The organism is Enterococcus camelliae, from assembly GCF_042685105.1.
Taxonomy (GTDB): Bacteria; Bacillota; Bacilli; order Lactobacillales; family Enterococcaceae; genus Enterococcus_G; species Enterococcus_G camelliae.
This window is the reverse complement of record NZ_JBHUMO010000033.1, coordinates 14757-28464: the sequence shown is the minus strand read 5'-3', so window position 1 is coordinate 28464 and position 13708 is coordinate 14757. Positions and strand designations below refer to the sequence as shown.

Genomic DNA, 13708 nt, shown 5'->3' with positions numbered 1-13708 from the left:
TCACCGATCTCCCTTCTTACTCAATCGGTTTAGTTCTTCGTAAAATGTTTTATAGAAAGGTTTTTTGCCAGCTTTCACTTCTTTTGGTACTAATTCTCTTCTTAAAATTGCCAGATATTCTTCACGTGAAAGTCCTGGTAATAACTGGTTATTCAATGTAATGCTCACATCCCCTGTTTCTTCAGAGACAACAAAGGTAACTGCATCACTTACCTCTGAAACACCTACTGCAGCTCTATGCCGCGTTCCAAATTCTTTAGGAATTAACAAACTTTCAGACAATGGTAAATACGCGCAAGATACACTGATTTTTCCATCTCGAATAATCACTGCACCATCATGCAAAGGTGTGTTCGGAATAAAAATATTAATTAATAATTCGCCGCTTATATCAGCATCTAGCGGAATTCCCGTTTCAATGTATTCTTCTAATCCAGTATTGCGTTCGATTGTTACCAATGCACCAATTTTTCGCTTTGCCATGTATTGAATCGCTTTATCAAAAGCTAAAACCATTTGTTCATCTTGCTTTTTTTCACTCTTTGTTGGGTTAAAAAAGGTTGTACGTCCCAAATGTTCCAAGCCACGGCGAATTTCTGGTTGAAAAATAACAATAGCCGCAATCACACCATAAGTGATGACTTGATCCATTAACCAAGATAGTGTATGTAAACCGATTAATTCCGCCAGGAAACGTGTGGCAATAAACATCGCTACACCTTTGAATAATTGTAATGCCTTAGTTCCTCTAACTAATTGAATAAGTTTGTAGAGAATAAACCAAACAACTAAAATATCTAAAATGTTTACGAAGAAACTCCATGACAGAATGTCAACAGAAAAAAATTGTGCCCAATGTTCTAAATTAAAAATGTTTGATAAGTTGATTGACATACGAAGCCTTCCTTTACTTACAGACTTGATAATTTTAGTATAACACAAGGCTTTTTCAATATTTATGGAAAATGCATCATTTTCAAAAAAACTTAGCAACTCCTCTTTCGCCTTCAATCACAGCAAAAAAACTTCTTCAAAACGAATGCTTGTCGCTCTCAAGTAACCGACTTGAGAACCACAAGCATTCATCTATTTTAAAGAAGTGGCGAATAAGAATTTAAAAAAAATAGTCAGACATTATGCTCGTTTCAACTTTCTGTAAAGAAAATCCATAATTTTACTTGTATGGTTTAAGATAACGAAAAGTATAAAAATAACTAGAAAGACGGTCACTGCTGAAATCAATTGATCTCGAATTATTAATTGATAACTTTGGTCATCCAGATTAGCCCTTGTATAGGACATGACCCACGTAGCTGCAAAGGCACTAAATAAACTAGCAAAAATCGTCAATGGCCATCTTAGTTTGGGGTATAAAATAAACTGATTGCGATTTTCCAAACTTAATTTTGGATAAAGATGGACTGTTGTCTGATATAAGAGGATTATCAAAAGAACTATTCCAAGACTCATGATGCCCCAAGCTTGATAACTTGGATATAAGCCATAGAGATTGCGAACATAATAGTTATCATTTCCAGCCGAACCTGAGTTCAGATAACTCAGATATTCTGTTGCACTATTTACGATCAAAGAAAGACCAAAAATGAAGCCAATCAGCGAACCAATCCCTGTAATGTATTGTCCACAAACAGTTCCAGCCAACAAAGCGATAAAATAGAGTAGCAATCCAATCAGCAGCATGCAACCATGGAAAGCCAGTAAATACGTCAATGAAATATTGATGTATTGATGTGGAATGCGTGCATAAACAATCGCCAAGTTCCCAAGGATTGCTGCAGTCGCTGACAACGTAATAGCGATTGTTCCCATGATAATTTTCGTACGAATGATCCGTTTTCTCGAAAATTTAGAACCAAACAACAGAACAACAAAATTGGTCTTGTAATCAATAAAGCAGTTGATAAAGCCAGCAATAATAAAAAATAAAAAGAAAGGTCTGCCTAGGAATTGATGTAACTCACCGTGACCAATGACAAAATAACCAGAGTTCAATATGTCTTGTGCACCTACAATTTCTCTTGTTTCCCCAGATTTCCCTTCAATCCAGGTATTTGCTTGAAAGAGAGTATCATTAATCGATGAATTAAAGTAATAATCGGACATTTCCTTTAATTCATACTTTTTTTCTTTTTTATTGTAGACAACCTGATCAATGGAAGTGACGGTATTGATATATTGCCAAAAGGCTTGCGTATCACCCAATTCATGATATTTTTGATTGATTTCATCTTCCATTTTTGCGATTTCTTTTTTGACTTGCTCATTTTGTTGTAAGGCCTCTTTGCTATGGGCATACTTGTAATTTGCTTGCCAAGTGTTCGTCTGCGCAACACCCCAAAAAATACCAAACAGCAAAAACAGCCCCCCTATTGCGAGTGATGTTAATTTGGTTCGCTTCCAAATCAATGCCGTTAGCTCATTTTTCATCATTCGTATCCCTCATTTCATTTTCATAATCCTGATGTGAAAACTCTTCAATAAATAAATCCTCTAATGACAACGGTAATTCTTCGATTAAAACAGGGTTTAACGTAGCAACCTGCTCAGCCAATTCAGCAGTATATTCTTTAAAGACAACACATACAACTCGACCTTGAACACTTAAAATGGTTCCGCGTTGCTTGATTATTTCTGGTATTGCCTTTTGACGGAATACAAATTGTACTTTCTTCGTTAATTGCTTTTCGTTTTCCAAATGAACGGTATGAGAAATCCGACCATTTTTTAAAAAAGCGACTTGATCAACCAATTTTTCCAATTCAGCCAAATTGTGGGAAGAAAGGATAATTGATCGTGTGCCCTCACTCACTGCATCTAATAGTAGATCCGTCGCTTCTTTACGAATAATTACATCCAAACCATCGAGTGGTTCATCTAAAATAAGATAATCACAGTTCGAACAGTAGGCTAGAATAACTAGCAACAACCCTTGCATACCTTTCGAGTATTGTTGAAAACGCCGATTTGGTAGTTGATATTTTTGAATCATCTGTTGATAACTTTCCAAATCAAACGAATGATACAACAGGTTATAATACTCTCCAATTATAATTGGGGTCATAAAGTCTAATGGGTGAAATTGAGTATCAACATAAAAAATTTTTTCTTTCATTATTGGATCTATACAAATATTCTTTCCTTCAATAAGCACTTCCCCAGCATCTGATTGATAGTGACCTACAATTGTCCGAAAAAGGGTTGTTTTTCCTGAACCATTTCTTCCAACAATTCCACATATAACCCCTTTAGGAATCGTCAATTGTACCTCATTCAAAATGGGGTGCGATGCTATTTTTTTGCTTAGTTTTTTAATAATCATCATAGGTCCTCCTTAATTCTTCCTTCATCCACTTTTCAATCATTTGACTGGAAACATTGGCATAATGAGCTTCTATGACCCATTCATTTAGTTGTTTACGCAATTTTTCCTCATTTTTGATTGAACGTTCCCTGTTCAGCGTTTCTTTCACAAAAGTTCCTTTTCCTCGAATCGTTACAATCACATCTTGATTTTCTAATTCTTTATATGCTTTGCTAATTGTATTCGGGTTGATGCCCAATAGTTTTGCCTGTTCCCTAACAGAAGGAATTTTGTCACCAGACACATAGACTCCTAACAAAATATCTTTTTTTATTCCCATCACAATCTGTTCATAGATTGGCTTGGGATCATTTACATCAAAGTACATGACCTGTCCCCCTTTCAAAGAATTGTCTACGTGTACTATTATACATAGTACACTAAAGGTGTCAAGAGTATAAAAAAAGAGTAGACAACTTTTCCTGTTGCCTACTCTTTGGAAACTTATTTTGATTTATTCTTCTGATTGCTGATTTCGTTTTGCATGTCGTTCAGCACGTCTTGCTAGTCGTCTAGCCTCTGCTTCCGGATCAACATTTTTTTCCTTACGCGTACGCGTCGGTTTGTGATGCTCTGCTAGAGGTTCTTCGTGAGCTTTCTCTACTTGCGTTTGCTGTTCCATTATTTTCAAGCGAATTTTTTCCCCTTGTCCGCTCATGTCTGCATAGGCAAGGAATCGATTTTGTGCATCTTTTATTGTTTTGGAAAATAACTGGTTCGCCACACTAGGAAACTGTTTTTCTAGTGAAGCAAATCGCACCTGGCTTCTTAAAAAGGCTGGCATCAAGCGGAAATCAGGTTTTTTGAAGTCTAGAGTCAAAGCTGCTTTTTCGTGATCCAGATTTTCAGGATGATAACGATACAAGGACCAATAGCCCGATTGAACGGCATCTTTGGCTTCTTTGAGACTTTGACGCATGCCACCAGCTAATCCATGTGTTATACAAGGTGTATAGGCGATAATTAATGACGGACCAGGAAATTTTTCCGCCTCTTCAAATGCCTTGATGGTTTGCATTGCATTCGCTCCTGAGGAAATTTGTGCAACATAGACATTGCCATAAGTCATTGCCATACGCCCCAAGTCTTTCTTCGACATGTATTTTCCACCAGCAGCAAATTTGGCAATTGCAGCCATCGGTGTTGCCTTGGACACTTGTCCGCCCGTATTAGAGTATACTTCATTGTCTAACACCAACAAATTGACGTCTGCTCCTGAAGCAAGTACATGATCAATTCCACCATAACCGATATCATAGGCCCAACCATCGCCACCAATAATCCACTGACTTGTTTTAACAAACAAATCTTTCTCCTCATATAGCGCTGCAAATTCTGGCACCGTCCAACGTTCTTCTTCAAGGATGGCCATCAGTTTTTTGGCTCTTTGTTGTGTTCCTTCACTCTCAAAGCGGTGTGCAATCCAATCTTCCATCAGTTGAGTGGCCTCATGTGACCCACAATGTTTAACGGCTGCCATCTTTCTTGCCAATGCATCTCTTCTTGTTTGGTTAGCTAAAAACATCCCGTAACCATATTCGGCATTGTCTTCCAATAGTGAATTCGACCAAGCTGGGCCTTCACCAAACTCATTGGTTGTATACGGTGAAACAGGTGCTGCGCCACCCCAAATGGACGAACATCCTGTTGCATTGGCAATCATCATTCGATCACCAAACATCTGAGTCAACAGTTTCACATAAGGAGTTTCTCCGCATCCTGCACAGGCTCCCGAGAACTCCAATAACGGTTTTTCAAATTGAGTGCCAAGTAGTGTACCTGGACGAGCAGGATTTTCTTTTTCTTTTAACGTCATCGCAAAGGCCCAATTGATGGCTTGTTGTTTTTGTTCATCATATGGTTTCATTTCAAGTGCTTTGCCTTTTGCTGGACAAGCTTCCACACATAAGCCACAGCCCGTACAGTCTTCTACTGAAACTTGAATGCGATACAATAGACCATCTTTGCCACGCATCTCTCTGACAATGAATCCAGCTGGTGCTTCTTTCATTTCTTCTTCCTCAGCTAAGAAAGGACGAATTGCTGCGTGGGGACAAACAAAAGCACACTCATTGCACATTGTACACCGGTCACTAATCCATTCTGGAACTTCCAATGCAATGCCTCGCTTTTCAATAGCAGTCGTCCCTAATGGCATATCCCCTCTAGTCATCTGGTTGGCAACCAGTGTGCCGACGGATAAACCATCACCTTTTTGCGCATTAATCGGTTGGACAATTTCTTCTACATACCTTGTTTGATAGGCTTTCCGGGTTTCTTTCAAAGGAGCCGTCTTCCAATGTGCTGGGATCGTTACTTGATGCAACAATTCAATAGTCTGATCAATTGCTGCCCAATTTTTTTCTACAATTTCCCGTGATTTATGACCGTACGCTTTTTCAGCTTCCGCTTTTAATAGCTTCACAGCTTGATCAAATGGAAAATGATTCGTTAATTTGAAAAAAGCGGTTTGCATAATGGTGTTGATGCGATTACCAAGTCCAATGTCCATAGCTAATTGCATCCCGTTAATTGTATAAAAATGGGCATTTTTTTCTGCTAATGCTCTTTTTAAACGACTTGGAAGTAGTTTTTCCAATTGTTCATCGTTCCAGGTTGTATTTAATAAGAAGGTGCCTTGATTTTTTAGCCCTTCGACTAAATCATAATTATGAATGTATGCGGGCGTATGGCAAGCAATGAAATCAGCATGCTCAATCAAATAGGTGGAGCGGATTGGCTCCGGTCCAAAACGTAGATGAGAGACTGTTAAGCCGCCAGATTTTTTCGAATCGTAATAAAAATATCCTTGGACAAACTGTTCGGTATGATCGCCAATCAACTTAATTGCAGCTTTGTTAGCGCCCACCGTACCGTCAGACCCAAATCCCCAAAATTTTGCCTGAAACGTTGATTCAGGAGTCAAATCTAGTTTCGGATAATTTGGTAAAGAAAGATGTGTTACCTCATCTTCAATTCCGATGGTAAACCGTCGTTTTTGAACAGCTTTGTCTTTTTTCAGTTCATCGTATACTGCGATGATTTGATCCGGTGTGACATCTTTTGATCCCAATCCATAACGTCCTCCAATAATCGTTGGGCGGACGTCTGCATCATAAAACGCACTTTGGACATCTAACAACAATGGTTCTCCAGAAGCACCTGGTTCTTTCGTTCGGTCCAATACCGCAATTGATTTGACTGTTTTTGGCATTGCCCTTAACAAGTCTTGTTCAGGAAATGGTCGGTATAAATGAATTTCAACTACTCCAACTTTTCTTCCTTTTCGGTTTAGATAATCAACCGTTTGTTCCACAGATTGAGCTGCGGAACCCATTAAAACAATGACTTCTGTGGCTTGAGTATCCCCATAATAATTGACTAAATCGTAAGATGTTCCACGTAACTGATTTATTTTTTGCATGTAGCTTCTTACAACTTCCCCAACTTGGTTATAGTAAGGATTAATGGTTTCCCTTTGTTGAAAATGGATATCGGGATTTTGGTTAGTCCCACTAACAGTTGGATGATTAGGATTCATCGCACGAGAACGAAATTCCGCCACTTTTTGTTGATTCAGCATTTCAGCCAACTCAGCGTATTCCAAAACATCTATTTTTTGAATTTCATGGCTGGTACGAAAGCCATCAAAAAAATTCAAGAAAGGAACACTGCTCTCAGTCGCGCTTAAGTGAGCAACAGCAGCTAAATCCATAACCTCTTGCACACTGTTTTCAGCTAACATAGCAAAACCCGTTTGCCTTGCTGCCATGACATCTGTGTGATCGCCAAAAATGTTTAACGCGTTCGTTGTCACAGCCCGACTCGCAACATGCATCACAGCAGGTAATAATTCTCCCGCGATCTTATACATATTCGGTAACATCAGTAGTAAGCCTTGCGAAGCAGTATAAGTAGTTGTTAAGGCACCTGTTTTTAAAGAGCCATGTACGACACCTGCCGCACCTGCTTCTGATTGCATTTCAACCATTTTTACGGGATTACCAAAGATATTTTTTTTCTCATGCGCAGACCACTGATCAACCAGTTCAGCCATTGGTGAACTAGGCGTTATCGGATAAATTGCAGCCAAATCAGTAAAAGCATAAGATACATATGCTGCTGCTGTATTGCCGTCCATTGTTTTTCTTCTTCTCACGATTTTCATCACCTTCATTTATTCTCACTCACTAGTATAATAGATTGTGAATTTTTTATAAAGAGAAATAAAGATATTTTTTCACAAACTTAAAAAAATCCCTTCTAAATGGAAAACCGTTGCACTCCTATGACGAACAGTTTTCTCAAAATAGCCAGTCTTTTTCTGACGTAACACAATTATTGCACTAACGCACAATACTGTACCGAAAACGCTGAAATAACTTTCTTCTAACTAGTTCTTTTTTTGAGCATATCAAGTAGTGGCAAAAGACTAAAAAGCGCCCCACGTAGAAAATCGATCTGCAAAAATAGGTAAAAAAGCTATCCAAACAAATGAGATAAATCCCGTTTCTGCCTAGATAACTTTTTTCGTTCTATTGTTTCCCACTGCGTAATTGTTCAGCAAAATCATTGATTTTACGAATTCGGTGATTAATACCCGATTTTGAGATTGCACCAGAAGGAATCATATCTCCCAACTCTTTTAAACTCACTTCTGGATTTGCTAAGCGTAACTCAGCGATTTCTTGCAATTTTTCTGGCAAGGCTTGTAAGCCAACTCTTGCCTCAATGTATTCAATATTTTCCAATTGCTTGCTGGCCGCATCAATTGTTTTATTCATATTTGCTGTTTCGCAATTGACTAAGCGATTAACGGAATTACGCATATCACGAACAATTCGGACATCCTCAAATTTTAGCATAGAATTTGTTGCACCAATTAGAACTAAAAAATCGGCAATCTGTTCTGCTCCCTTTAAATAGGAAATATACCCATTTCGCCGGGTCAATGTTCGGGCGTTCAAATCAAAATAATTCAACATCGCGCATATATCTTGATTGTGTTCTTCATAAATGGAATATATTTCAAGGTGGTAGCGACTTGTTTCTGGATTATTCACAGACCCTGAAGCCATAAAGGCCCCTCTTAGATAAGAACGCATTTTTTGACTATTGCCCATAATTTCATCTGATATATGCGTATGGAACATGATACCATCCATAATATCCAAATCTAGCAAAATCGCCTTAGTTTCCTGCTTTAAGCGTACAATATACACATTGTTCTTTTTTAATTTCATCTTTCTTCTAACCAATAGCTCACTTTTTACGCCATAATGGTCTTTTAAAAGTGAATAAATTCTTCTGGCTATGGCCGCATTTTCGGTTTGAACGTTTAAAACAAATTGTTGGTTGGCAATACTTAATGACCCATTCATGCGAATTAGGGCTGCCAATTCCGCCTTTGCATGTTCTCGGTGTACTTCCAAAGAGGTTAGTTCTTTTTTTACATCTGCCGCAAAAGACACACTATCCCTCCTTTCTTAAAAACTTAGACTCGGGCTTCATAAACAATTCGTAATAGTTCATCAACAACTTTTTCACCATCATGAAATACGCCGCCATTTCTCAACTCTAAAAAATCAGTTGAAACGACTCGGCAGCCCTCTTCTCTAAGTCCGTTAAAATCGTGTTTCACTTGTACAAGGTATTCATCATAAATGGAGAAATCCATATATCCTTCTGGAACTTTCTCAATATTTACCAGAACCGTATCAATAAATTGATGCCCCAAATGACGATGCAAGACACGAACATGATCGGCATCAGTAAAATGTTCCGTTTCACCTTTTTGGGTCATAATATTGCAAATATACACTTTCTCAGCTTGACTTGCCTGAATTGCTTGACCGATATCGTGAATCATTAAATTTGGTAGAATACTTGTAAAAAGGCTCCCCGGACCAAGAACAATCACGTCAGCTTCCAAGATAGCTTTTACCACTTTTCTAGCTGCTTTGGGTTCTTCTTGATTTTCTTGATTGGTGACATAGACATGCTCGATAGTTTTACGCTCTTTGGCAATACTTGATTCACCTATCGCCGTGGTCCCATCTTGAAACACAGCATGGAGAATCAAGGGTTTTTCCGACGAAGGATAAATATGCCCATCGACATGCATCATTTTAGCTAACAGTTGGACAGCATCATACGTACTTCCTCGCATTTCAGAAATGGCCGCAATAATCAAATTTCCTAAGGCGTGATTCGCTAAAAAATGATCCTCTTGTTTAAACCGATACTGAAAAATATCTTCATACAGTTTGGGCATATCTGATAATGAAACCAAAACATTGCGCAAGTCTCCCGGTGGGGCCATGGTTATTGATTTCCGAATTTCGCCGCTACTGCCACCGTCATCAGCTACTGTTACCACAGCGGTAATATCCATGCCTTGATTGCGCAAACTTTTCAGAATAACTGGTAAACCAGTTCCTCCACCGACAACAACAACACGTGGTTTTTTTAAACGATACGTTTTCATTGTCATGAACGATTCACCGTTTCCTTTCGTTTGTCTTTGTCGCGATGCGTGATGTTGACATGATAGTCTTTTGCAAGTAAGTCGCCAATACGTTTGGTAAGTGCTACGGAGCGATGTTGCCCTCCAGTACAACCAATTGCAATGGTTAAACTACTTTTGCCTTCTTTGACATACCCTGGCATGATTGTCAGCAAAAGTTTACTAAATTGTTGATAAAAATCCTCGGTTTCTTGAAAAGCCATTACATAATCATAGACCGGTTTATCAAGGCCAGTTAGCGGTCGTAATTCTGGTACATAATGGGGATTTGGTAAAAACCTAACGTCCATTACAATATCTGCGTCAATTGGTAGTCCGTATTTGAAACCAAATGAAACCATTTCAATCCGAAAGCCGGTTCCACTTGCCGCACGAAATTCTTCATTAATTTTTTCGCGCAATTGTCTTGGTGTCAGTGTGGTTGTGTCAATTACTAACGTGGCCTGAGATTTAAAATCAGCTAATAATGAGCGTTCTTTTTTGATGCCTTCAGTGATTAACCCATCCATAGCCAAGGGATGCGCCCTTCTAGTTTCTTTGTAGCGAGAGACAAGCTCTTCATCAGTGGCATCCAGAAAAAGAATTTTCGTATTAATAAATTTTGTATTTTCAATGTCAATTAACATTCCTTGTAATTCTTCAAAAAAAGAGCGAGAACGCATATCAATAACTAGCGCAATTTTTGTAATTTTTCCTGATTCCTTAATGAGTTCCCAAAATTTTGGAATTAAAGAAGGAGGCATATTATCGATACAAAAATAACCCATATCTTCAAAACTTTGAACGGCAACTGTTTTTCCAGCTCCACTCATTCCTGTGACTATAACCAGTTCTAAACTATCTACCATTATGTTTCTCTCCCTTCTTTTGTTCAATTATACCATTATATCATTCCGGGCGTATCATTGCTATTTTTTTCCATAAAAAAACGAATTTCCCGGCTATAGATAGGAAATTCGTATTGTTTTATTGATTTAACACATTTTTTAAATAATAGCCTGTGTAGCTTCTATCGTTTTCGGCTAGTTGTTCAGGTGTACCTGTCCCGATGATTGTTCCTCCTCCAGCGCCACCTTCAGGACCCAAATCAATTAGATAGTCGGCCGTTTTAATCACATCTAAATTGTGTTCAATGATTAACACGGTATTTCCAGCATCTACTAACCGTTGCAGAACCGTAATTAATCTAGCAATATCTTCACTATGCAATCCAGTGGTTGGCTCATCTAAAATATAAAAGCTCTTTCCTGTAGAGATTCGGTGCAACTCACTGGCTAATTTCATTCGTTGAGCTTCGCCACCTGATAAAGTGGTAGCTGGTTGTCCAAGTGTGACATAACCTAAACCAACATCCACAATCGTTTGTAATTTCCGATGAATTTTTGGAATATGTTGGAAAAACGCCACCGCATCTTCCACAGTCATAGCAAGAATATCAGCTATATTTTTCCCTTTATAATGAACTTCTAACGTTTCAGAATTGTATCTCTTACCTTGACATACTTCACAAGGAACATACACATCTGGCAAGAAATGCATTTCAATTTTAATAATGCCGTCTCCTCGACAAGCTTCACAACGTCCACCTTTTACATTAAAACTAAAGCGGCCTTTTTTGTATCCCCGAACCTTTGCTTCATTTGTTTGTGCGAATAAGTCACGGATGTCATCAAAAACGCTTGTATAGGTGGCTGGATTGCTTCGTGGTGTTCTTCCAATCGGACTTTGGTCAATATCAATAATTTTTTCAATTTCTTCATATCCAGTAATTCGTTTATACTTACCTGGTTTTGCACTATTCCGATTAATTTTTTGTGCCAAAGTTTTCTTAAGAATTTGATTGACCAGTGTTGATTTTCCTGATCCAGAAACACCTGTAACAACTACTAATTCTCCCAATGGAATTGCGACATCAATTTCTTTTAAATTATTCTCAGCCGCACCGTAAATCGTTACTTTTTTCCCGTTTCCTTTTCTACGTTCAGTTGGAACAGGAATCTTTCGCTTGCCCGATAAATATTGACCTGTTAAAGAATTGGGATTTTTTTCTACTTCTTCAGGTGTTCCTGCAGCAACTACTTCTCCACCCATGGCACCCGCACCCGGACCAATATCAATCAAATAATCAGCCGCTCTCATCGTGTCCTCATCATGTTCAACAACAATTAGTGTATTGCCCAAATCACGCATTTCTCTTAGTGAATGGAGCAATCGATCATTGTCTCTTTGATGCAACCCAATGGACGGTTCATCTAAAATGTATAAAACACCAGACAGATTGGATCCGATTTGCGTTGCTAGTCGAATACGTTGAGCCTCGCCACCTGACAAAGTACCTGAAGAACGACTAAGGGTTAGATAATCCAAGCCAACATTTCGCAAAAAGCTTAACCGGTCAAGAACTTCTTTCATAATTGGTTTGGCAATCGTTTGTTCTTGTTCAGACAATTGTAACTGTTCAATAAAATTTAGCGTATCGTTGATTGGTTTTTCACTCAATTGACCAATGTGAATGCCCCCTACTTTGACACAAAGGGCTTGTTCATTTAAGCGATAGCCATGACAGGTTTGGCAAGTCAATTCCGTCATATAAAGCTTCATTTGCTCACGCGTGTAATCACTTGAAGTTTCCTGATATCTTCTTGCGATATTCGTCACAACACCTTCAAAAGGAACATCTACATCACGTATGCCGCCAAAATCATTTTGATAATGGAAATGAAACGGTTTTTCACCTGAACCATATAAAATAATATCTTGCTGTGCTTGCGGTAGCTCTTGAAACGGTGTATTCATATCAATGGAAAAGCTTTGGCATGCTTGTTCTAACATTTGAGGATAATATTGAGAGCTAATCGGATTCCAAGGTATAATTGCCCCTTCATTCAATGTTTTTGAAAAATCAGGGATTACTAAATCCAAATCAACTTCTAATTTCATTCCTAACCCATCACAATCCGGACAAGCACCAAATGGCGCATTAAATGAAAATAATCTTGGCTCAAGTTCCCCTACTGTAAAGCCACAATAAGGACAAGAATAATGTTCACTGAATAATAATTCCTTTTCGCCAATCACATCAACAATCGCATACCCTTCAGATAATCGCAAAGCGGCCTCAAATGAATCAAATAGTCTTGAACGTATCCCATCCTTGACAACTAAGCGGTCAATGACAATTTCAATTGAATGTTTCTTATTTTTCTCTAAATCAGGAATTTCTGAAATATCAAAGGTTTCTCCATCCACTCGCACTCGAACATATCCTTCGCGTTGAATTCGTTCAAATACTTTTTTGTGTTGCCCCTTTTTTTCATGAATGACTGGAGACATTACTTGAATTCGCGTTTTTTCGGGTAAAGCCAATACTTCATCCACCATCTGTTCGACAGATTGACTGGTTATTTCAACATGATCATTTGGACAAATAGGATGGCCAATGCGGGCAAACATCAGTCTTAAATAATCATTAATTTCAGTGACTGTTCCAACTGTTGAACGAGGATTTTTGCTTGTCGTTTTTTGATCGATTGAAATGGCTGGACTCAAACCATCAATACTATCTACATCTGGTTTGTCCATTTGCCCCAAAAATTGCCGAGCATAAGCCGAAAGACTCTCAACATACCTTCTTTGGCCCTCAGCATACAACGTATCAAACGCTAACGAACTCTTTCCCGAACCGGATAATCCCGTAATAACCACTAATTTGTCTCGTGGAATTGTCACATCGATATTTTTTAAATTATGCGCTCGTGCACCGTGTATCACTATTTTATCGTTAGCCACCAACGGGGTCC

9 protein-coding genes are annotated in these 13708 nt (G+C 38.5%); all 9 read right to left on the bottom strand.

Annotation, left to right across the window (positions count from 1 at the left end; translation table 11 throughout):
• Nucleotides 1-894: a diadenylate cyclase CdaA gene (gene cdaA / locus ACFSR0_RS04605; protein WP_379980379.1), complete on the bottom strand. Its 894-nt coding sequence runs from the start codon at nt 892-894 to the stop codon at nt 1-3.
• A 240-nt stretch (nt 895-1134) separates the two neighbouring features.
• On the bottom strand, nt 1135-2451 hold the full coding sequence (locus ACFSR0_RS04600; protein WP_379980377.1) for a hypothetical protein: 1317 nt from the start codon (nt 2449-2451) through the stop codon (nt 1135-1137).
• Nucleotides 2438-3340, bottom strand: a complete 903-nt coding sequence (locus ACFSR0_RS04595; RefSeq protein ID WP_379980375.1) for an ATP-binding cassette domain-containing protein — start codon at nt 3338-3340, stop codon at nt 2438-2440. The genes ACFSR0_RS04600 and ACFSR0_RS04595 overlap by 14 nt, the downstream gene beginning before the upstream one ends.
• Nucleotides 3330-3710 carry a GntR family transcriptional regulator gene (locus ACFSR0_RS04590; protein ID WP_379980373.1) on the bottom strand — a complete coding sequence of 127 codons (381 nt, stop codon included), beginning with the start codon at nt 3708-3710 and terminating at the stop codon, nt 3330-3332. Before ACFSR0_RS04590 ends, ACFSR0_RS04595 begins: the two co-directional genes overlap by 11 nt.
• Nucleotides 3711-3836: 126 nt before the next feature.
• Nucleotides 3837-7541 (bottom strand): pyruvate:ferredoxin (flavodoxin) oxidoreductase, encoded by a 3705-nt coding sequence (gene nifJ, locus ACFSR0_RS04585; RefSeq protein ID WP_379980371.1) that lies wholly within the window; start codon nt 7539-7541, stop codon nt 3837-3839.
• A gap of 376 nt (nt 7542-7917) precedes the next feature.
• Complete coding sequence (gene whiA / locus ACFSR0_RS04580) at nt 7918-8853, bottom strand: DNA-binding protein WhiA (protein WP_379980369.1); 936 nt, start codon at nt 8851-8853, stop codon at nt 7918-7920.
• Between the two features lie 23 nt (nt 8854-8876).
• Nucleotides 8877-9875 (bottom strand): gluconeogenesis factor YvcK family protein, encoded by a 999-nt coding sequence (locus ACFSR0_RS04575; protein WP_379980367.1) that lies wholly within the window; start codon nt 9873-9875, stop codon nt 8877-8879.
• Nucleotides 9872-10756: an RNase adapter RapZ gene (gene rapZ, locus ACFSR0_RS04570; RefSeq protein WP_379980365.1), complete on the bottom strand. Its 885-nt coding sequence runs from the start codon at nt 10754-10756 to the stop codon at nt 9872-9874. The genes ACFSR0_RS04575 and rapZ overlap by 4 nt, the downstream gene beginning before the upstream one ends.
• A 118-nt stretch (nt 10757-10874) precedes the next feature.
• Nucleotides 10875-13697 carry an excinuclease ABC subunit UvrA gene (uvrA, locus tag ACFSR0_RS04565; protein ID WP_379980363.1) on the bottom strand — a complete coding sequence of 941 codons (2823 nt, stop codon included), beginning with the start codon at nt 13695-13697 and terminating at the stop codon, nt 10875-10877.
• Nucleotides 13698-13708: the final 11 nt, after the last annotated feature.

Excerpts from the sequence above, each read along its gene's own strand:
- ACFSR0_RS04575 (WP_379980367.1), bottom strand. The coding sequence starts at position 9,875 with ATGACAATGAAAACGTATCGTTTAAAAAAACCACGTGTTGTTGTTGTC.
- ACFSR0_RS04595 (WP_379980375.1), bottom strand. The coding sequence starts at position 3,340 with ATGATTATTAAAAAACTAAGCAAAAAAATAGCATCGCACCCCATTTTG.
- ACFSR0_RS04600 (WP_379980377.1), bottom strand. The coding sequence starts at position 2,451 with ATGATGAAAAATGAGCTAACGGCATTGATTTGGAAGCGAACCAAATTA.
- ACFSR0_RS04590 (WP_379980373.1), bottom strand. The coding sequence starts at position 3,710 with ATGTACTTTGATGTAAATGATCCCAAGCCAATCTATGAACAGATTGTG.
- cdaA (WP_379980379.1), bottom strand. The coding sequence starts at position 894 with ATGTCAATCAACTTATCAAACATTTTTAATTTAGAACATTGGGCACAA.
- rapZ (WP_379980365.1), bottom strand. The coding sequence starts at position 10,756 with ATGGTAGATAGTTTAGAACTGGTTATAGTCACAGGAATGAGTGGAGCT.